General features: G+C 43.5%; 21 protein-coding genes. All 21 read right to left on the bottom strand.

Translation table 11 applies throughout. The annotated features are described in order from the left end of the window. Positions 1-472 precede the first annotated feature (472 nt). Entirely contained in the window at positions 473-907 is a 435-nt protein-coding gene (locus JXR81_06825; GenBank protein MBN2754566.1) for a hypothetical protein, read from the bottom strand. A 13-nt stretch (positions 908-920) separates the two neighbouring features. Beyond that, positions 921-2,741 (bottom strand): 4-alpha-glucanotransferase, encoded by a 1,821-nt coding sequence (gene malQ / locus JXR81_06820; GenBank protein ID MBN2754565.1) that lies wholly within the window; start codon positions 2,739-2,741, stop codon positions 921-923. A gap of 200 nt (positions 2,742-2,941) precedes the next feature. Next, positions 2,942-3,160, bottom strand: coding sequence for a hypothetical protein (locus JXR81_06815; GenBank protein MBN2754564.1), 219 nt, complete (start codon positions 3,158-3,160; stop codon positions 2,942-2,944). 35 nt (positions 3,161-3,195) lie between these two features. After that, the gene (locus JXR81_06810; protein ID MBN2754563.1) at positions 3,196-3,384 is read right to left on the bottom strand and encodes a hypothetical protein; all 189 of its coding nucleotides are present in this window, start codon (positions 3,382-3,384) and stop codon (positions 3,196-3,198) included. Positions 3,385-3,487: 103 nt separating this feature from the next. Further along, positions 3,488-4,963 (bottom strand): 4Fe-4S dicluster domain-containing protein, encoded by a 1,476-nt coding sequence (locus tag JXR81_06805; protein MBN2754562.1) that lies wholly within the window; start codon positions 4,961-4,963, stop codon positions 3,488-3,490. Next, positions 4,960-5,877 carry a DUF362 domain-containing protein gene (locus JXR81_06800; protein ID MBN2754561.1) on the bottom strand — a complete coding sequence of 306 codons (918 nt, stop codon included), beginning with the start codon at positions 5,875-5,877 and terminating at the stop codon, positions 4,960-4,962. The genes JXR81_06805 and JXR81_06800 overlap by 4 nt, the downstream gene beginning before the upstream one ends. 18 nt (positions 5,878-5,895) lie before the next feature. Then, positions 5,896-6,642: a twin-arginine translocase subunit TatC gene (gene tatC, locus JXR81_06795; protein MBN2754560.1), complete on the bottom strand. Its 747-nt coding sequence runs from the start codon at positions 6,640-6,642 to the stop codon at positions 5,896-5,898. After that, on the bottom strand, positions 6,611-6,781 hold the full coding sequence (tatA, locus tag JXR81_06790; GenBank protein MBN2754559.1) for a twin-arginine translocase TatA/TatE family subunit: 171 nt from the start codon (positions 6,779-6,781) through the stop codon (positions 6,611-6,613). The genes tatC and tatA overlap by 32 nt, the downstream gene beginning before the upstream one ends. 12 nt (positions 6,782-6,793) lie before the next feature. Next, positions 6,794-7,867 carry a mechanosensitive ion channel family protein gene (locus JXR81_06785; GenBank protein ID MBN2754558.1) on the bottom strand — a complete coding sequence of 358 codons (1,074 nt, stop codon included), beginning with the start codon at positions 7,865-7,867 and terminating at the stop codon, positions 6,794-6,796. Between the two features lie 90 nt (positions 7,868-7,957). Continuing rightward, positions 7,958-9,349, bottom strand: coding sequence for a VWA domain-containing protein (locus JXR81_06780; protein ID MBN2754557.1), 1,392 nt, complete (start codon positions 9,347-9,349; stop codon positions 7,958-7,960). Between the two features lie 57 nt (positions 9,350-9,406). Further along, a complete protein-coding gene (locus JXR81_06775; protein MBN2754556.1) occupies positions 9,407-10,741 on the bottom strand; it encodes a sigma-54-dependent Fis family transcriptional regulator in 1,335 nt (444 codons plus the stop codon). A 27-nt stretch (positions 10,742-10,768) separates the two neighbouring features. Beyond that, on the bottom strand, positions 10,769-12,709 hold the full coding sequence (locus tag JXR81_06770; GenBank protein ID MBN2754555.1) for a GHKL domain-containing protein: 1,941 nt from the start codon (positions 12,707-12,709) through the stop codon (positions 10,769-10,771). Positions 12,710-12,993: 284 nt separating this feature from the next. After that, positions 12,994-14,961 carry a GHKL domain-containing protein gene (locus tag JXR81_06765; GenBank protein ID MBN2754554.1) on the bottom strand — a complete coding sequence of 656 codons (1,968 nt, stop codon included), beginning with the start codon at positions 14,959-14,961 and terminating at the stop codon, positions 12,994-12,996. Between the two features lie 82 nt (positions 14,962-15,043). Continuing rightward, positions 15,044-15,640, bottom strand: coding sequence for a hypothetical protein (locus tag JXR81_06760; GenBank protein ID MBN2754553.1), 597 nt, complete (start codon positions 15,638-15,640; stop codon positions 15,044-15,046). Positions 15,641-15,642: 2 nt separating this feature from the next. Then, positions 15,643-16,395 carry a hypothetical protein gene (locus JXR81_06755; GenBank protein ID MBN2754552.1) on the bottom strand — a complete coding sequence of 251 codons (753 nt, stop codon included), beginning with the start codon at positions 16,393-16,395 and terminating at the stop codon, positions 15,643-15,645. Positions 16,396-17,638: 1,243 nt separating this feature from the next. Further along, positions 17,639-18,328: a type 1 glutamine amidotransferase gene (locus JXR81_06750; protein MBN2754551.1), complete on the bottom strand. Its 690-nt coding sequence runs from the start codon at positions 18,326-18,328 to the stop codon at positions 17,639-17,641. Further along, positions 18,325-18,699 (bottom strand): hypothetical protein, encoded by a 375-nt coding sequence (locus JXR81_06745; protein MBN2754550.1) that lies wholly within the window; start codon positions 18,697-18,699, stop codon positions 18,325-18,327. Before JXR81_06745 ends, JXR81_06750 begins: the two co-directional genes overlap by 4 nt. Before the next feature lie 43 nt (positions 18,700-18,742). After that, positions 18,743-19,579 carry a metal ABC transporter permease gene (locus tag JXR81_06740; GenBank protein ID MBN2754549.1) on the bottom strand — a complete coding sequence of 279 codons (837 nt, stop codon included), beginning with the start codon at positions 19,577-19,579 and terminating at the stop codon, positions 18,743-18,745. Beyond that, the gene (locus tag JXR81_06735) at positions 19,542-20,210 is read right to left on the bottom strand and encodes an ABC transporter ATP-binding protein (protein ID MBN2754548.1); all 669 of its coding nucleotides are present in this window, start codon (positions 20,208-20,210) and stop codon (positions 19,542-19,544) included. Before JXR81_06735 ends, JXR81_06740 begins: the two co-directional genes overlap by 38 nt. Continuing rightward, positions 20,207-21,022: a zinc ABC transporter substrate-binding protein gene (locus JXR81_06730; protein ID MBN2754547.1), complete on the bottom strand. Its 816-nt coding sequence runs from the start codon at positions 21,020-21,022 to the stop codon at positions 20,207-20,209. Before JXR81_06730 ends, JXR81_06735 begins: the two co-directional genes overlap by 4 nt. A gap of 15 nt (positions 21,023-21,037) precedes the next feature. Further along, positions 21,038-21,616 (bottom strand): energy transducer TonB, encoded by a 579-nt coding sequence (locus JXR81_06725; GenBank protein ID MBN2754546.1) that lies wholly within the window; start codon positions 21,614-21,616, stop codon positions 21,038-21,040. Positions 21,617-21,627: the final 11 nt, after the last annotated feature.

Raw genomic sequence — 21,627 nt, 5'->3', positions numbered from 1 at the left:
TAAACATAAAACAAATATCGAGAATTCGAAATTGGAAGATTAGAAGAAAAACACAGGGGTTGGGTGTGTTTTTTCAGTGCGTGCCGCGTAAGCATAGTATGTAAACGGCATAACGGATTTAATGCCACGCCGGCAAATCCGGTTGTGCCGCGGGTTCCCGATTGCCAATGAATTAACACAGTATAGATTTCAAGGTTGTTTGAATACAAGATTACCAATTTGCGGCGCGCACTGAAAAAATATACACAACACCTGGGAAACTGGATGCTTGGAGGCTTGGACGCTTAGCTGCTTGGAAATAAAAGCAAACAGCAAATACAACTGCCGCGGGCTAAAGACCCGCGTCTACCGGTACAAAACAAACAACCAAACAACGCGCCCTAAAAGGGCGCGGCTGCCAAGACAAAAATAAAAAAAGGTTATGTGTTTTCAGAAAAGCTTTACACTAAAAAACACATAACCCCTGTAAATTTTACGAAAGTATCATTTCCCATTCACTGACTTTGTTATCGCCAAAAAACAGATACCCTTTATTCATATAACTTCCGTCCTGCCTGAATTCAAAGGTTTCAAAACCGGTATATTTATTGTCCGTGGAGATGTATGTGGAAACTATATAGGTACCGGCTATTAAAAACTTTCCCTTAAAATTCCCGCTGGTAGGGTTTTTTGATTCCCATTCAGTTTCGTGTTTCCCTTTTTTAACCGGTTTCACCGTATAGCTGTTTTTTAATTCCAGCACTTTATTTAATTTAACCGGAAGCCTCATAGTGCTTTCAATCGTAATTTTTCCTTTTTTAAACAGCACTTCTGTTTCCCCTGTCGCCTTTATCTTTCTGCCCTTGTCGTCAACATACGTGCCTTTCGCGCTCCAAAGCCTCTGCTCTTCAAGAAAAATCCCAGCCATTGTACCCTCCTTATTATATTCTGTCTGCTTTTTTAACTATCTCTTTAATCTGCCCGTTTATTTCCAAAGACAGCATTTCTTCCAGCGAAAGCGGCATTACAATTGACCAGTTGCTGTTATCAACGCTGCCCGGTACGTTTATCCTTGTGTCGCGGATGTCCCATTTATCAAAAACATTTCCCAGCGACAGCCAGTCCACAATAAGCTGTATGGAAAATACGGACACGGTTTCATTGGCTTTTACAAGCGCGGCTTTTACAAGTTCTTTTTCAGTGGAATTATCATTACATCCCGTAAAGTACATAAACTTCTTTTTTTCAAACGCGGCTTCATTGAACATATCATAAAACATCCACGCTTTATCGCGCGAAGCATTCAGCGCCGACAGCACGTCTTCCGCGCTTTTAAGTTCTGTCTTAAACCTTATCCTGGCGGCGTTCTTTGCGGCCGGCTGAAAAAGCGCCTTTCTGACAGCGCCGGTTTCAAAATTATTCTCTTCACACAGTTTTTCCACAAGCAGCGCGTCCACTGTGCCGCACTCTTCTTTCCACCATAAAAGAAACGGGCTTGTGTCGTGGCTGGAAATTATGGCGGATGCGTTTACCCTGTACTGACCGGGATTTTTATAATCATAGGAATTTCCCCAGTCGCGCGTCCAGCGCTGCACATCCATTCCGGGGATGCCGTATTCCAGAAGCGTTTCATAGGAACACACCGGCACCACTCCCAAATCTTCCGCGCACGGAAGCATATCGCAGCTGTTTATCATTGCGTCAAGAATCTTCTGCCCCGCTTCTTTCCATTTGTCCTCTTCCGGCGGGTCAAAAGCCCCGTTTAAACCGTAAGTGTTGTCCGGCTCATCCGTGCTTATCGTCCACAGCCTGAAAAGACCCACAAAATGGTCAATGCGGAACATATCATAAAAGTTTTCGGAATATTTTACTTTTTCAATAAGGTAGTCAAAACCGTGTTTTTCAATGCGCTCCCAGTTATACGGCGGCATTCCCCATTTTTGGCCCTTTGCAAAGTACATATCAGGCGGCGCGCCGGAACTTAAATTTAATTTAAAGTAATTCTGGTTGGCCCACACATCCGCGCTGTCGCGCGACACCAGAAAAGGGATATCACCCTGTAAAAACACACCCTTATCATTGCAGTACTTCTTGGCATCGGCAAACTGCAGGTAAAGTTCATACTGCAGCCACCTGTAAAATTCAAAAGCCGCGCTTTCCTGTTCGCAGAAAAGTTTTACCGCGTCCTCTTCCCTTAGCCTGTAAACTTCTTCCCAGTCTGTCCAGCTTTTCTGTTCGTATTTATCCTTAAGCGCTTTGTATGCCGCGTAATCATCCAGCCAGAATTTATTGGCACTTTTAAATTTTTTATACTCCTTATTTTCAATATCAAAATCAGAGAAGATATCAAAGAGAATCCTTAATTTTTCGCCCTTTACCTTATAATTTACCCTTTTAGCGCCGGCCGGAAATTTAACTTTAAGTTTTACAATTTCAGCTTCGTGTTTTTTATTGCCTTTTATTTCATCTATTCTAAGATACATAGGGTCAAGCGCAAATGTGCTCTGGCAGTCATAAGGGGTAAAATTAAAACCCGCGTCATTCATCGGCAATAACTGAATTACGCTTAAACCCGCCTGTACGCACCAGTCAGCCAGCAGTTTTATATCCGGTATCTCGCCAATGCCCGTGCTGTTTTTGGAATATAAGGAGAATAAAGGAGCTAAAACTCCCGCCCTTCTTTTGGCGCCGAACCGTTCCCATTTGTCAGCTGTTTTCGATTTTAAGAATAAACCATACGTGTCTTCCGGGTATAAAGGCATATAACCTCCATTAATGATATGTCATACAGTGATATTATACAGAGCAGGCGGGAATTTGTATATTATTAATTCAGGCGGGTTTGTATTCTAACGTAGAGACGCAATACATTGCGTCTAAGATATTAAAACAAGACGCACCCTGACGCGTCTTTACATAAAATTATTAAAAATACAGCCGGTAATTTAAAACCGTCTCTTTTTTATCCCATCATTTTATCTATTAAATTATCCCATTTATTGTGAAGGGCATCCATATCTGATAACCTGTAAAAATCCCTGTTATACAGGTGATAAAGGCGCATTTTTGTTTTTTCCCTTAAATTATTCTCATGCGCGGCCTGTTTCTGCCTTATTACCGCGATAATAGCTTCCGCCGTTACCCCGCATATCTTTTTCCCTGAAAAATCCATAATCGTCATGTCAGCACCCTCTTCCTGCGTTATGCCTGTCTTTTTTATTTCCTGTCCACTTTTTTCATCCTGTCCATTGCGTCCCTTATATATTCCAGGCCATATTTCCATTTCTGCTGAAACATATTCAACCCGGTTAACCTTTCTTCAACATCTTCCAGCCTTTCTTCACTTAATGATTTAGGGTGATTTTTGTCTTTTCTTATTTCCGCCTGCGTTCTGTAGAATCCCATGGCCTTCACCTCCTATTTCAGCTCTTTTTACATACTAATTATACCCTTTAAAAACGGCAATAGCAAACAAAGGGGCTGTACAGGCATAAAACTGCGGGCTGATTTAGAAAGGGAAGTCCCCTCCCGAGGATTTTTTTTCATTTTTTACAGGTGTTAATTTCCATTCACCCGGCCTGTGTGCTTTTACAGGGTCGCCTGCTTTGACCTGCTTTTTTAAACCATCCACAAAAATGGCTTTATGCGGCACTGCGGGGCACACGTATTCGCAGGCGCCGCACCCTATACAGATGTCAGGGATTATTTCCGGCGCCGCCACATTATTATGAAGCACGGTGTAAACCGCCTTTGTGGGGCAGTGTTCCGTGCATACCGTACAGGGTTTGCCGTCGCTCCACGAAATGCAGTTTTCTTTTATAAGATGTACCCTGCCAAGCTGAACTGACTTTTTTTCTTTTATTGAAACCGGTTCAAGGGCGCCTGTCGGGCAGACTTTTGTACATTCATTGCAGCCGTACAGGCAGTAAGAAACCGAATAGTTCATAACGGGCTGCATAAGTTTTAACACGCCAAATTCAGCCATATTTGCCCCTATAACTTTTTGAGGGCATGCCGTCACGCAGGCGTGGCACGCGGTGCAATGGCTGTTATAATGATGAACAGACCCGGCTCCGGGAGGCAATACCGGCACGCTCTTTTTTACGGGAATTGCGGATTTAAAAGCAAAAATTTCTTTTGTAAAAAGCGTAAGCCCTGCCGCCGCAGCCGTAAAAACCGCCAGTTTTTTTATTGTCTTTCTTTTGGTATTATCCTTTTTTTTAACAGATACTTTTTCATAACCTATAGCATCATCTTTACACGCGCTTATGCAGTTAAAACACCCCACACACCTTTCAAAATCCACTTTTAAATTTTTATGGTCAATACATACGGCTTTGCACGCGGCTTCGCACCTGTTGCAGTGAGTGCATTTATCCCCGTCTATTTTTATCTTATAAACAGATTTTTTAGCGATAAGCGCAAGCACCGCGCCCGCAGGGCACAGCGTATTGCAGAAAAGCCTGCCTTTAAAAAACGCGGCAGCCGCCATAAACAATACAAAAAATACAGAATACCAGAAAACGCCGGCAGACACGGCAGAGCGCGATAAAAACGAAGCCGCGCTTCTTGATGCCGCGCTGTACGGTTCCAGAACCGCCATTACCGACACCACACCCGCCGCATATGTAAGAACGGCTGCAGCCAGAATTACGAGGTGAAAACCAAAGTACCCTTTTGAATATTTAAATTTATTTTTTGGATTAAATTTATACCTTAAAAATATAAAAAAATCCTGAAATATGCCCAGCGGGCACACATAGGAACAGTATACCCTTCCAAAAAACAAAGCCGCTAATACGGTTATAAACACCGCCGCAAAAGAGGCAATGGTGATTCCTCCTATGCTTTTTAAAAGCGCGGGCATAAACTGGCTTTTTGGCACAAACTGAAGCAGCGCGTTGTATTCATGCACCGCACCGGAAAAAAACACAGCAAAAAGCGCGCCGTAAATAAGCGATATTATTATTCTTGCAGGCTTCAAAGGGTTATCCTTCTTATATTTATTGAATCAAGGTTCATGGTGCCTATGCCCTTGGCATCGGCAATTTTTATATATTCAATACCCTCCGGGTCCGCCCCTGCTATCTTTGCGGATGCCGCGTCAGCTGCCACCATATCTTTGGACATTATAAGGGTTTTCATCAAAACCACATCTTCCTTTGATACCCCCCTTGGCCCGTTGGCTTTCATCACCCTGTAACAGTCCACAATATTCAAATCGGGTTTTCTGTACGCCGCAAAATCCGCTATGCACTGATGAAGGCCCGTGGCGTGCCAGCTCCAGCGGTTCCACACTATTCCCATAAGATTTTTCATTGCAATGGTAAGCCCGGAAGAACCGTGATTTTTTAACACCGGCACGTTTATAAAAACATCACTTTCAACCGCAAGCTTGTGCACCTTTGTTTCTTTAAGGGTTTTACCGCCCGGCACTTTCACATTAACATAATCCGACTCTGATGCCGCTGACACCACAAGCGCGCCCGCTTTCTTTGCCGCGTCTTCAATCCCGCTTGTCTTATATGTTTTTTTCCAGTTATCGCAGGTATGGTCAAACACATACACTTTTTTAGCGCCGGCATCAACACAGCTTTTTACCACCGCTTCCACAAGCTGCGGATTGGTATTGCCGCCAAGTTCCGGCGTTACATCCCAGCCTATGTTGGGTTTAACAACCACCGTCTGCCCCCTGCGGACAAACTGCGAAATACCGCCCATTGCAGCCAGGGCGGCGGCGTACATTTTTGCCGGTGTTGAATTTTTTACCGCCACAAGGTGCGGCGGTGTTTTGCCTTCAGCCGCGGCGCCGAATAATTTTGACGCCGGAAGCATTGTATACGCGCCCGCGGCGGCGGCCGCCTGAATTGATTTTTTTATGAATTCGCGCCTGTTCATTTTTTCACCCCTTAATATTTAATTTTTTAAAGCCCTGCCCGCAAGCAGAGAGATTTCAAAAAGCAGATATAACGGTACGGCAACAAGCATCTGTGATATCACATCCGGCGGGGAAAAAACCGCCGCTATAATAAATATGGCAATTATTATGTACGCCCTTGCCTTTGACACCATTTCATATTTAAGTATACCCGCTTTCATCAGCAGAAGCATGACAAGCGGCAGAAGAAAGACAGCTCCCGTTACCATAATTACCGATGATAAAAAACCAAAATAATCTGTCACGCCCCACACAGGCTGTATATTATCCTGCCCGGCAAACCCGGTAAAAAAAGAAAACGCCGCGGGAAGCATCACTTTATAGGCAAAAAAAGCTCCGCCATAAAAAACAGCAGGCGCGGCAATAAGCCCCCACGCGAAAAAACTTCTCTCTTTGCTGTCAAGCGCGGGTTTCACAAACCCCCACAACTGCATTAAAAAAAACGGCACCAGAAAAAACAAAGCCGCTGCCGCGGACACTTTAAGATAAGTTGTAAATTTCTCGTACACCCTGAAGTAATAAAGTTTTTCCGCCGCGCCGGCAATAGGGCGCTGAAGAAATTCCATTATCGCGCCGCAGTAAAAAAAAGATATAAAAAAAGCGGTTATAAAAAAAACTATAACCGCTATTATCCTGAAACGCAGCTCTTCAAGGTGTAAAACAAAATCCGGCGGATTTTCAGCCGCCGTTTTTTTATTTATCTTTTTTTTCGCCGCTCTCTTCATCTTTAATGTCCTTAACGCCTTTTTTAAATTCCGTCACGGCCTTTCCCATTGACTTCCCGATTTCCGGCAGCTTTTTCGCTCCAAAAATAACAAGCACCACAAGCAGTATAACTATAATCTCTCCGAATCCTATATTCAAAGCACACCTCCGTTATTGTTTTTCATTTTTTACAAAAAGAGTCTGTGTTGGGTACGCGAATTCTATCCCTTCTTTTTCAAACGCTTCATAAATTTTAAAATTTATAATCTGGTTAATATCCATGTATTTATTATAATCGTTTCCTTCCACATAGTATACCACTTCAAAATTAAGCGAGAAATCGCCGTACGCCGAAAAATGCGCCCTGTCAAACCTTGCCCCGCTTATCGCGGTTATTATCCCGCCTATTATTACCGGTATCTTTTCAAGTTTTTCTTTCGGCGTGCCGTAAACCACCCCAAGCCCGAAAAGCACCCTTCGTGTAACCATTTTTTTATAGTTTTTCACCTTTGAATTGGTCAGCGCGGAATTTGAAACAACTATTTCCTCCCCGCTTAAGCTGCTTATGCGTGTGGTTTTTATCCCCACATTTTCCACCGTTCCCATGACATCATCAAATATTATAAAATCTCCTATCTTGAAAGGCTTGTCAAACATAATAGAAATATAACTGAACAAATCCCCCAGAACCGCCTGCGCGGCAAGAGCTACCGCAATACCGCCTATACCAAGCCCGGCTACAACAGCCGACACTTTATACCCCAGATTATCCAGAACAAGGATTATTCCTATAATCCATATAACCGTTTTTATAAGCCCCATAATGCCTTTCATGCTTTTTGCCTTTATCTCATCATCTTCACCTTTAATCGCAACTTTAATAATCATAAAATTAAGCACCATAATAACAGCGCGTATTACAAAAATTGTAACCACTATTATGCCGGTTTTGTTGACTAAAGCTTTATATTGCCCGGCAACAGATAGGTTATTAAAAGCAAGAAAAAACAGCCCGACATAAATAAGGGGATATATTATCTTTTCAAAAAGGTCAACGGCAAAATCATCAACCTTCCAGGAAGATTTACTTATCCATTTCTTTATCCTTGAAACCACAAACTTATTAAGGGCAAACAGTAAAACCGCAGGCAACAGAAACATGCCGATAGACACCAGATACCTTAGCACCGTATTTCCCATAATCACTTTATCAAGAAAACTTTCCTGCTGAAAAAAATCAAACATAGTATCCTCCTTAAATCATTAATATAAAGAATTATAAGATAATACCCTGAAATGTCAACCTTGCAACGCCGGAAGATTAAAACGGCGCCTTTATCTAAGGCAGGCCGCCTTACCGAAGATATGCACTTTTTCATCCCTGCCTGACACCGCCTGTACACGGTATATATACAGCCCGGACGCCACAGGCTTTCGGTTTTTATTCCTTCCATCCCATAAAAAACTGTTTACACCCCGCAGCCCTTTAACAGGCTGTGATTCAAAAACAACTTCCCCGGATACTGTGTACACTTTCACCGTTACATCAGCTTCCGCGGTCAGATAGTAAACTATCTGCGCCTCTTTTATAAAAGGGTTGGGAAACGTACCCTTGCCCATAAGCATAAGCACGGGAGGTGTGGGCGTTGCAGTGGGTGTAATTGTCGCCGTCAGAGTGATTGTAGGTGAAACTGTAATGGTGCCTGTTGCGGTCACTGTCGGTGTAGCGGTTGTAGTGGCGGTTTTTGTGGGATAAAAGACATACTCTGTATCAGACGCGGTCTCTGTTACGTTATCAGCGGAAATATACGCCGTATTGCTTATAAATCCCGCGTAAGCGCTTGTTATTACAGAAGGAAAACATACCGTAAACGGCTGGCCTTTTCCCACACTGCTGAAAGTCCAGATTACCTGGCCGCCTGTATAACTGCCGCCGCCATAAGGTGCAACAGGCATTAATTCCGGCGGCAGCGGATCCCTTATAACAACATTTGAATAAGTGCTTATTGCTGTTCCAAGCGCAACCAGAAACGCATCCCAATCAGACGAAGGCGTCCAATAATCCAGCCATATGCCTCCGGTAAGTGACGGCAGGTCTTTTGGATTGGAATATGGCGCGTAGCTTCCCATATCCACGCATATCGCGTCAACCGTTATACCGTCATCAGTCAATGATTGGGCTGTATAAGTCAAAGAATAAACCCCGTTGCCTGTATCAATTGTTTTAACCTGAGCGTCGGTTACAAGTATTATTGTTTTTGAAGCGTCAGCCCTCCATGCGGATGACTGCGCGGACAAAAGACCTTCAAGCCCGCTTTCCGGGATATCTCCGCCTGACAGAAGCGAAATTCCGTTTATTGCCGACATAAAGTCCGCGTCAGACGGCATAAAACCATAATTGGTAATTGGCTCGCCTATATATACATCGCTGTACGTCACAAGGCCCTGCCTGTAATCAATGCCCTCCGACGCAAGCTGGCTTGTCATATAATTTATATTATTTTTAATATTGGATATCCCCGAACCCATGGATGCGCTTATATCTATAACCCACACTATATCCGCTTTGGGAACAGATGCCGAAGCTTCAATTTCCAGGCATACGGTGACTGTATCCCCTATAAAACCCACGGAAGGTTCAATGGATTTTTTAAGCGTTAACGGCCCGGAATATCCCGCAGCGCAAAAAAGTAAAAAAACAATAAAACTGAGAAAAAACTTTTTCAACTTCCCTCCCGTTTATCAACTCGCCTTTTGCCTGCATTATAAGTGCAGGAAGTTTTCTTATGCTATGCCGTATTCCTTTATCCTGTACAAAAGAGTCCTTCTGCTTATGCCAAGAATCTCCGCGGCTTTTGTCCTGTTGCCTTCGGTTTTTTCAAGCGCCTGCCTTATAAGCGACACTTCCGCTTCCACCTTTTTATCCTTGCCCGCCCTGAACATAAGGCTGTTGTCCGTTTTGCATTCGGCCTTGCTTAAATATCTTGCGGCAACTTCTTTTGTAACCACCGCGTCTTTTTCCATTATAAGAAGCTTCTGTATCACATTTTCAAGCTCCCTGATATTTCCCGCGAATTTGCATTCAGATATGTATTCAACAGCGTCTTCGGAAAACTTCTTCTGCTCTATTCCGTACTCGTCCGAATATTTTTTATTAAAGAAATTTATAAACAGCCCCGCATCCTCCCCGCGTTCCCTTAAAGGAGGCACGGCAAATTCCACCACATTAAGCCTGTAATACAAATCTTCCCTGAACGTCTTTTTTTCAATCGCCTCTTTAATATTAATATTAGTGGCGGCTATGACACGGGCGTCAATTTTCACGGGCTTTGTGTCGCCCAGCCTGTTTATTTCTTTATCCTGTAAAGCGGCAAGCAGTTTTGCCTGCAGTTCATTTGGAAGTTCGCCTATTTCATCAAGAAAAATGGTGCCGCCCGCGGCAAGTTCAAATTTACCGGGTTTGTCCATTGCAGCGCCGGTAAAAGCGCCTTTTCTGTATCCAAACAGCTCCGATTCCATAAGGGTTTCCGGAATCGCCGCGCAGTTAACCTTTATAAACGCTCCCTGCCTTCCGCTTTTTTCGTGTATTATTCCGGCCAAAAGCCCTTTCCCGGTTCCTGTCTCCCCGGTTATAAAAACAGGCCCCCCTGTTGTAGCCACGCGGTCAATTACACTGTTAATTTTTTCAATTTCCGGGTGGCGGGACTGAAAAAATATTTCATCTATTCCGCCGGAATACTGTATTTCCATATTGGAACTGCATCTTTCCGATACAGCCTTTTTTACAGTATTCACAAGTTCGGATTCGTCAAATGGTTTTGATATAAAGTCATATACCCCGCTTTTAACCATATTGACAGCGGTCTCTATTGACCCAAAAGCTGTAAGTATTATAAAAACAGGCCCCAGTTTTTTTGCCTTTTCAAAAAGGGTTATACCGTCCATTTTCGGCATATTTATATCGCTGATAACAAGGTCAATTTCATTGTCATTTATTTTTTCAAGCGCTTCCACTCCGTCAGCGGCTTCTATGATATCAGTAAACCCGTTTCTTGCCAGAAGCTGTTTTAAGACCTTTCTTATATTGTCCTCATCATCCACAATCAGCAGTTTTGCCATTATTTCCTCCCCCGGAAATTCCGGTTTTTATGACGGAAGCGAAACAGTAACTTCCGTAAAAGTCTCCCCGTCGCTGTCTATAATTAAAATCCCGCCGTGCGCCTTAACCAGTTTTTCTGATACAGGCAGCCCAAGCCCGGAGCCTTTAGACTTGCTTGTATAAAGCGGTTCTTTCACTTTTTCTATAAGCGCCTTATTTATGCCGCACCCGTTGTCCCTTACTTTTATTTCCACCGACTCTTTCTTTTTTACCGTCTCTATCTTTATCACCGGATTCTGCCTGCCTTCCATTGCTTCAACAGAATTTAATATCAGGTTTAATAAAACCTGTTTTAACTTGTCAGTATCAGCCATGACGTTTACAGGGCGGTATGTGCAGGCAAGCTGAAAATCAACTGCCGCGGCCTGCGGCTGCAGTTTGGAAAGTTTTACGCATTCATCCGCCAGCGCGCATAAGTCCGTCTGTTTAAGGTCAAGCCTGACCTCTCCCGAAAAGTCTTTCCACGTGTCCAGAATTCCCGTAAGCCGCCTTACTTCTTTTCTTACTATTTCCACATTTTCACGGTCGTCTTTTCTGTCAGGAATAATAAGCTGCACGGCGCCCCACAGCGCCGCAAGGGGATTTCTAATTTCATGAGCCATCTGTTTTGCCAGAAGCCCTATGCGCTTCATGTTCTCTTCTTCCAGAATTTTTTTCTTAAGGCGCATCGCGTTTAAAAGAACGGAAGTTTCCATAGCCGCCATATTAAACGCTTCACATTCATCCTGCGTAAAAGAAATGTCAGCGGTCTGTTTTTTGCCCGTAATAATACCCGTAACTTCCCCCCCGTGCTTAAGGGGCGATGCAATATCAGCGTTTAAAATATTCAGGAAGTTTTTCTCGGTTTCGTCCGATAAACCATATCTTACAGCCACCCTGTCAGGGACAGCCATCGCGTTCAGAACAAGAGGAAATCTGCCTGCTTTTTCCGGCTGAAGTATCGTGAAATACTCGCCTTCTTTTACATAGGAAACTGTTTCCGTTTCAAGATACTTTTCAAGCACGCCCTGTATGTAAAACAGTTTTTCTTCCTCATCCGCCTGCATGGTTTTTACGGCTTCAATGTGTTTTACCACAATTCCGGAAGGAGGGGTTCCGGAGGCCTGTTCAAAAAAATCCGAAAAAGAGTTTCTGGTGCGCGCCGAAAAAAACACAGCGCCGAAAGACAGGATGACAAAAACCGAAGCCATTGCCTTCCACTCGCTGTTAAGCATATGCTCCGCGGCAAGAAATAAAAAAGAGACAATAAGCGCCACAATGACGGAAGCCGCGAAATTTCTTATTATAATTCCCGTATCCAGAAGCCTTAATTTAAAAATGGCAAAAAATATCATTAACCCGTAAACCATATTGGATACTATTCCGGCGTGCTGTATTTTATGAAGGCCAAGGCCGCCTGTCAGATCAAGCATACCGCCGGCAAAAAGCACAAGGAAAGCGGAAATAACAATGCCTATTTTTATCCGCTCCTGCCGGAATTTAACAAGCCGGTAATTGCTGATAAGCACGTAAAACACGAAAATAAGCGCCGCAAAAATATACACCATGATGCCGGTCTGATACAGCATGGATTTTTCAAATTCTTCAAATACCGGATTGAAAAAAACCATCAAAGCCGCCCCTGCAAGGACAAACGCGGGCAGCGCGACAATGGATGTGTACTGAATTGTTTTTCTGTTTTCAAGACGGTAAAGCGCGCAGGTAAAAAACATACCCGCTGCCGGAATAAAGGACGTCACTATCCTGTTTATTATTTCAAATTCTTCAACGCCGTAATGCTGCCAGAAAAGCACGCAGCCTGCCCATCCGGAAAGCAATAAATTCAAAAGCGCAAAAGAAACGCTTAGCGGGTTAATTCCTTTTATAAGGGCTATTATTGCCAGAATGGCGTTAACAGCCGCGGCTATCGCAATAATATTATAAATCATTATAAATAACAATTTATCACCGCTTTAAGTAATTATCAAGGATAATAAAAGGCAATGTCACTCCATAAAAAAAAGCAGCAGGCCGGCATTTCTACCGGTCTGCTACACCCCTCGGACCCTGAACTGTGTTTCTTTATTTTCTGTATCGCCTCACTCCGGCTATTACTAAGCATAAAACATACCAAAAATTACCCTTTATTTTATTAGGTTTTCCAGGATAGCCGTTGCGCAATTTTATGCGCATTGCACACTTTTGGATTTTTTTTGCGCAGCAGGATGTTACTTTAATTATAAGGAATTTCTATCTTTACCTCTGTATAAGTGTTTCCATCACTTTCAATAATAAGCGTCCCATTATGAGCCGTCACAATTTTATCAGAAATAGAGAGCCCAAGCCCCGTTCCCTTTGCTTTTGTCGTAAAAAGCGGCTGTTTTAACTTTCTCATTATTTCGGGATTAATACCCGTACCATTATCCTTTACTTTTATCTCAAATGTTTTCTCTTTTTGAATAACCATAACTTTCACCAAAGGCAGGCGGCTTTTTTCACAGGCATCAGCCGCGTTTAACAGTATATTTAAAACAACCTGTTTCATCCTGTCTTTATCAAAATTTGCCATAAGAGAAGCCGCGGTCTTTTTAAAACTGAACTCAGCGTTTTTGCCTGTAAGGCGCGCCATCTTAACGCTGTCTTCCACAAGAGCTATCACATCACCGGAAAACTTTTCCACTCTTATATTATCTGAAAAATCTTTCCATGATTCAAGTATCCCCCTTAACCGGTTAATTTCATCCCTGATTATGGAAATGTTTTCCGCGTCAGTTTCGTTTTTCGGGTCAAGCAGCTGCGCAGCGCCCCAAAGCGCGGTCAGCGGATTTTTTATCTCATGCGCCATCTGCCTTGCCATAAGCCCTATGCGTTTCATGTTTTCTTCCGCGTCAAGCGTGCGCCTTAAAAGATAAGAATTAAGGCAGGCGGATATTTCTGCCGCGCCGTCCGCGAACAGGGATATTTCATTTTCCATAAAAGAAATATCAGCTGTCTGTTTTTTTGCGGTTATGGCCCCTTCTTCATCTCCCGCGTATATAAGCGGCGCCGTTATATCCGCTCCAAAAATTTTAAGGCTGCCGTCTTCCGCTATGGTTTCATACTTAAGCGTTATGCCGCTTAATTTACCGCTGTACTCCACGGTCACTCCCGCATCCGGCCCTATGCTCCATGACGGCACATAATAATTACCTTCTTTTATATAGACAATAACATCCATTTCCATTGTTTCAGACAGCAGCGCTATTATAGCTTTTATTTTTTCTTCATCGTTTATCTCTGAAACCTTCAGTTTTTTAAGCTCCCGCGCGGCCAGTTCGGTGCCGGACGCGCCGCTTACGGAATCAACAAAAAGTTTTATCACCCCGTGAAGAAACCTTGCATAGTAAAAAACGGCAAAACTGAGGATAAAAAGCGCCATCACTCCAAAGAACCTGTCTTTGCCGTAAAAGTAAGCGGCTATGGCATAAAAAACTGTTGCAGCGCCGGCGGCTATGGAATAAATAATAAGATTTTTCAGCACCACTCCGGCATCAAACAGCCTGTGCCTGAAAATAGCGCCAAACAGAATCAGGCAATATATGGCATTTGCTATATTCGCCATATGGTTAAACCTGTGAATCCCGATAGCGCCGGTAAGTTCAAAAAGAGCTCCCGTAAAAAGCACGACAAACGCGAATATAACGTATTTTATCTTTATCTTTTCCTGCTTATACTGCACTCTGCGGTATTTAAACAGAAGCACCATAAACCCCGCAATACTGAAGACAAAAATGTGCATAAGCACCCACACTTTAAACGGCGGCGTATTATAAAAAGAATCAAGCGCCGGCGAAAAAAACGTGGATATACTGTACAGCGACAGCAGCGCGGAAAAAATCAGCGAGACTTTCAGCAGGGAAACGCCGGGCCCTTTTGTGATTTTGAAAAAAGTAAGTATCAGAAAAATTCCGGCAGCCGGTATGAAAGCAACCACAACCGCGTTAATTTTTTCAAGATATTGTATCCCGCCGGGGCCCTGCCATAAAATTACAAGGGCATTCCACGCCGCAAGCAGTATACTTAGAATGGCAAATGAAATATTAAGCCTGTTTTTGCCTTTGGTCAAAGCCAGGATACCAAGGACCGCGTTTACAGCGCCTGTTGCCGCGATAAGATAAAAAATTGTGCTGTTATATGATTCCACCATTGTGTTCATGTCCATACTTTATCACCCCTTATGCCTATTTTCAAGTTAAAGTAAAAAGGCGGGGATTGCCCGCCCCGCCCTTTTACATCCTTTAGTTTTAGAACCTTATTGAAGCCAGAACCCCGAATACCGGAAATTCAAGCCCATGTTCGCCGTCATTTGGAACAATTTTCTGCTGCGACAGGGATTCGGAATATGACACGGAAGGCTGCGTGCCTATAGGGATTACCATAAGGTCAAAAGAATAAGTCTTGTTAAGTATGGCCCCCGCTTTTACAAGCACCCCCGCGTGCCCGCCGATGATTATGTCATAGTAAGCGCCCACGCTTAAACGGAAATCAAGCGGTTTTACAGGCATTATTATCGCAAATTCAGCTTCCGGCATAAAATCATACAGCCCAAAAGACCAGCTTGTGTCAAAGTTTCCCAGCGATTTCTTATTCACGCCTTCGTACGCAAGATAAACAAGGGGCAGTGTGAATTTTGACGAAGCTAAAGGAAGGCTGTTCACCGCGCCTCCGGCTCCAAATATCCAAAAACCCGTCTTATTTTCTTTTTCCGCGTATACATCCCTTTCCCAGGACGGTACATTTTCATTTGTATCCAAATATCCCTGCGCTAAAACCGTGCCGTATAAAGCTCCCGCCGCAACAACTGTCATTAATAACTTTTTTGCCTGAATTTTAATTTTCATTTTTATTCTCCTTTTTCATTTTGTTTTTGCCCTGAAAGCGCGTTTTTCAGCACTTCAAGTTTTTTTATAGACTCTGATGTTTCAAAAATTACAGAATAAAAATCCAACGCGGTTATCACCCCCAGTCCGGCGTAAGCGCCGATTTTCGCGCCTTTATCCGGGTGAAATATGGCGGTTAAAAGCGCCGCTGTTTTAGCCAGGGCAAAAAATCCGCCTGCAAGGTTTTTTCCTATAGCGAAATTCCCGCTGTAAGCCGGTATCATGCAAAGAACCGCCTGATTGACAGGGTCATTGGTAATTTCCTGCGCAAGTTTTTCCTGAACCCAGACGCCTATAGGCTTATTTCCTGTCATATAGTGGTCATAGTATTTTGACATTCCCATCAATTCCCATGTATTAAAGCTTCTGAAACCCGCGTTATCAGCCAGAAAATTAAAAAGATCAAGCGTATACGTAAGTTCCGTAATGTACCAGCCGTCCTTTTTCCACCCTTTTACTATCCTGCTTTCAGACGATATTTTTCTTTTTGTCTCTTCATCAAAATTAAACTTAAAATCCAGAAACCGGTCTATTGAATAAATCATTTCTTCCCTTGCGTACTGCAGCGATTTGTTCTGCGCGGAGCTGATATCAGAACCCGGTATTTCCGCAGTACCCCTGGAATTAATTGTGTAAATTTTATTCCCGGTTGTGGACGCGCACCCGCACAGGATAATTACCGCCGCCGTAATCATTGCCAGTTTTGTTTTTTTCATTTTGTTTTCTCCTTTTCGTATTTGTAACAACTGTGTAATAGCAATTGCCGTGCCGCGGTTTTTATTCATATTTTAAAGGGAATTTAAGGTGTGTTTCCGCGCAACACATTGCGCGCACGGCAAATGTCAGCGTGGGAAAATCGCGGCTCGACAGCCCGGAAGAACAGCGGTGTAAGCTATAGGCAATTAAGCATAAGCATAATCATAAAAAGATCAGACGGTGGCAGCATTCGGTAGTTATATTTGATTTGAATTGTTTATTGCCCTGGTAGCCGCACCCTTTTAGGGTGCGTTGTTTAGATTTTGCTTTTGCTTATCTGATTATAGCTTAATCTGCTATATTTATATTTAACTGCCACACCCTAAAGGAACGCGCCTACCGGATCTAAACCAAGCTTCTGAGCCGCTGAGCTGCCGAGCTGCCATTATTTGCGGCGCGTGCTGAAAAAATATACACAACACCTGTGAGGCGGAGGGACGGATGCACAGAGGGACAGAGGGACGGAAGATAAAAGATACCAGTTTAAGCTATAGGCAGATAAGCAGAAGCGGAAAAGGCAAATAAAACATGAGGGACAGAGGGACGGAAGCACGGAGGGACGGAAGCAAAACAAAAACAAACTACCGCACCCTAAAAGGATGCGCCTACCATTGCATATAACCAAACCCGGCAAACACGAGGGACGGAAGAAAAAACAAACATAAAACAAGTATCGAAAATTCGAAATTGGAAAATTAGAATAAAACCACAGGGGTTGGGTGTGTTTTTTCAGTGCGTGCCGCGCAAATACAGTATGTACCCGGCAGGACGTATTTAATGCGACGGCGGCAAATTTGTATGTGCCGTGAATTCACGGTTGCCAATGACGTTAACACGCACAAGACTTCAAACTTATTTGGATACAAGAACACCAATTCGCGGCGCGTACTGAAAAAATACACACAAGCCCTGTAAAGCCGAGGGACGGATGCACAGAGGGACAGAGGGACGGAAGATAAAAGATAACAGTTTAAGCTATAGGCAGATAAGCAGAAGCGGAAAAGGCAAATAAAACATGAGGGTCGGATGCACAGAAAAATAAAAACCAGCGGTTTAAGTTATAGGCAGTAAAGCAAAAACGAAATCTAAACAACGCGCCCTAAAAGGACGCGGCTACCAAAACAAAACCAAAAATTAAATATATAACTTCAAATAATAAAAAAGGGGTTGGGGATATTTTCCAGAAAAGCGGGTATTTGAATTTTATCGGGTGAAGTTGTCCATAAACTTTATCATCTGCTCGTTTATAAAAGCAAACCTGTTCTTTTTTTCCATTACGGTATCAAACGTGCGGACATATTTACCCGGGACAATTTCATCTTCACACATGCTGTAAAGTCCTTTCACGCTTTCTTCGGTACATTCAAGATGAAACTGGAACGCGGCTATTTCATTTCCAAAAACAAAACCCTGATTCTCGCACGCGTCGGAATACGCTATACGTTCGCATCCGGCAGGCACTTCAAATGTTTCACCATGCCAGTGAAAAGCTGAAAACTCATGGGGTATTCCTTCAAAAATCTTCATGTTCCTTCCGGCTTCAGTAAGATAGGTATTATGCCACCCTATTTCTTTTTCCCTGTTGGGGTATACTTTCCCCCCAAGGCATTCAGCCAGAATCTGCGCGCCTAAGCATATGCCAAGCACTTTTTTGCAGGATGATACCGCCATTGATATAAAACCTTTTTCACCGGACAGCCACGCGTATTTATCTATATCATTCACGCTCATGGGCCCGCCCATTATTATAAGCATATCAAAAGCGTCCATATCCGGAAATTTTTCATTTTCATATACCCGTGTATACGTAAGATTATGGTCCCTTGCCTTTGCCCACGGTTCTATTGTACCGGGCCCTTCAAAAGGCACGTGCATTATTATATGTATATTCATTTTTCACGCCCGTTTCCGTTTAACCTTAACATGACATACACCAGAAACAGAAAGTTTATCATAATCATAACGCCCAGTATCAGATCAGTTGCGGCCGACTTATTTTCCGCTTCTTTTATCCTTTTTAATGTCAAAGCTTCCCTTTCATCAATCATCTTTTCTTCAAGCACCCTGTCAAGGATCTCCCTTGTTTTCTTAATATCTTTCTGCTGCTGTGCCGCGGGTATGGGTGTGGCAGTCAAAACCGGCGATGCAACAGGCGTTTTTTCTATATTTTCTATAAGCACCATTATTTTATCCTCTTTTGCCCGCGCAAGCGGAATAACCGAAAACAACAGAATAATTATTACTGCTGCTGTCATTTTTTTCATTATGCACCCCTTTGCGTTTTATTTTATTATACACCAAAAATTTCTATATTTTATTAAATCTTAACCGCCAAAAATGTTTATACACCGCCGAGACCGTAAAAATACCCGCCATAAAAAGAACAACCGTCGCGCCCAGCGGCAGGTTTAACGCGAAAGCCAGCAGGCTGCCCAGTGCTCCGCCGATAAATCCCGCGGCGGCTGACAGTATTAAAAAAGATTTAAAGCTTACGCACGCCTGTTTTGCCGCGGCTGCCGGCAGTATTATCATCCCGAATATCATAAGCCCGCCCGCCGTATTAAGCCCGGCAGACACCACCGCGCCGGTTAAAAGAAGCATCAGATAATATATCCGCCTTTCTTTAATGCCGTTTGCCAGGGCCATTTCCCTGTTAAAAAGCACAAACATAAGTTTGCTGTAATAGTAAATAATAAAGGCAAGTTCCAGCACAAGAACAAAAACGGAAAACAAAATATCCATCCAGCCGGACAAAAAGACATTGCCCCACAGCACCGAATACAGCATCTGCCTGTGCCCTTCAAAAAGCCCCACGCCTAAAAGCGCAAGCGCCATTAAAAAAGCGAACATAACGCTTAAAATTGAATTAACCGAAGACTTTACTTTGTCAGAAACCGGCCCTAAAAGGGCGGACATTAAAATAGACGCGGCGAAAGCCGAAACTTTGCCCGGCAGGCCAAAAACAACACCCCATACACCGCCTGCCATTGCCGCGTGCGACACCGCCACACCCACAAAAGGAATTTCCAGAAGCAGAATAAACGCCCCCGCAAGCCCGCACGAAGTTCCGGTAATAACACAGGATAAAAATGCCTTTACGTAAAGTTCATCCATATATTTTTTCCATCGCGTTTTTTCCGCCAAACAGTTTATCCGCCCTGCCATCAAAGGAAATTTCCCCTTTTTTCAGCACAACCACGCGCGCCGAAGAAACCGGCATACTGTCTATCATATGCGTGACAAATATAACTGTGATATTATGTTTTTTATGTATTGAATCGGCAAGCTTAAGAAAAGCCATATACGCGTATGGGTCAAGGTTAAGGTTGGGTTCGTCAAGCACCAGCAGTTCCGGTTTTCTTACAAGCACCATTGCAAGCATCACTTTCTGTTTTTCTCCCCCGGACAATTCACAGAAACGCGATTTAAGAATTTTACTTATTTTAAGTTCATCGGCTATTTCACCCATATCTTTATCCATACCCGCGCTTTTCGCGGAACTTTCTATCAGTTCTTCTGCGGTTGCGGGAAAACCCGTTTCTTCACGCAAAGACTGCGGAATATAACCGCACTTTCCCCCGTTTAAAAAGACTCTTCCGCCTGACGGTTTTATAAGCCCAAGCAGGCATTTTACCAGCGTGGTTTTGCCGGAACCGTTCGGACCTATAAGGGTTATAAACTCCCCTTTTTTTATTTCAAGGTTAACCCGCGACAATATTTTTTTTGAACCTATTGTTACATCAAGGCCTTCAACAGAGGCAAATACATTATTCATTGACTGCAGCCCCCGGCTGCCTGCTTTATAAGGTTAAAGTTGTATCTCCATAACGCAAGAAAATCGCTGTCATCCCCGGACGCGCCGGGGAAATTAAGAAGCACCGCTTTTTTTACTTTAAGTTCCCTGTTTATTATATCCGCTGATGTGTCGTGGCTGCCGTTTAAATTGCTTAAAATAACCGCGGCACGGCCGTTTCTGCTTTTTTTTATTATTTCCGATATTTCTTTTGCCGTAAGGTTTTCCGCTTCACCGAATAACGCCACAGGTACAAATCCAAAATATTCCGCCAGGTCTTTCTGAACGGCGCTGACAACGGCTTTTACCTTCTTTTTTCTCATGCAGCTTATGTACATCTGGTCATCCGTCACATTTTCCATTACAGAAAAAACCACAGCCTGCCTGTTTTTTTCAAACTCTTCAAAATTTCCCGGATAATAACCGTTTAAAAGCGCCGCCATTTCTGACAGCCCGTTAAAATACCCTTCCGGCGTAGTAAGCGCGGATGCTTTTAAAACTTCCACTTTGGCTTTTTTATTTATCTTCTTTATCGCCTGCGCCAGCGCCTGCTGGTACGGGTGTATTATCACAAGTTTTGCTTTTTTTACGGCAAGCGCGTCCTGCGGTTTTAAATCAAAATGTCCCGGACAGGCATCCGGCGGGATAAGCACGGTATTTTTTATCCCCGGCGCTATATCCTTTGCCAGCGACGCAATCATGGATGTGCCGCATAAAACATTCTGCTGTGCGGTTTTGTCCCCGCACGATGAAAATATTATTACAGCTGCAAGTAAAACAAATATCTTTTTCATAAACACCCCATATAATTAATTTAATTTAAAGACGATGGCTATCTGCAGGGCAAACGGTTCCGCTTTTATTGCATCAGGAAGCGGCGGATAAGGCGCGGCGCGCCGGATATTCTGCACCGCCTCTTTATCAAGCATTTCATTCCCCGACGACGTTAAAAGCCGCGCGTCTGCCACGGTTCCGTTACGGTTAATGGAAAAAGCCACCACAGACTTTCCCGCAATTCCCTTTTGCCTGGCCTGCGGCGGATAAAAACGGTTTGCCTGTATCCTCTGTTTTACAGCGTCATTGTACGCGTAGACTGAATTCTGTGTTTCAATATCTCCGACGGCAGCAGCCGTGCCGCCGCCCATATCATCATTCTCTGAATTTTCGTTGCGCGCGGCCGTGTCATTTTTTGCCAGTTCTGTCTTATGTCCGGTCTTTGCGACATACGGCATAAGTTCAAGCGTGACATCCACCGGCTGATTTACAGCCGTATGTTTTCCTTTAAATAAAGAAAACATGCCGGATGCAGTGCCTATTATTCCCGCGTGCAGCAGCGCTGAAATTAATAACGCCGCGGCGGATACAGGTAAAGCTTTATTTTTTTTCACATTTATCCTTT

The organism is Candidatus Goldiibacteriota bacterium (assembly GCA_016937715.1).
Taxonomy (GTDB): domain Bacteria; phylum Oederibacteriota; class PGYV01; order PGYV01; family PGYV01; genus PGYV01.
Note: the sequence above shows the minus strand (reverse complement) of the source record. Positions and strands in the feature narration are given on the sequence as shown.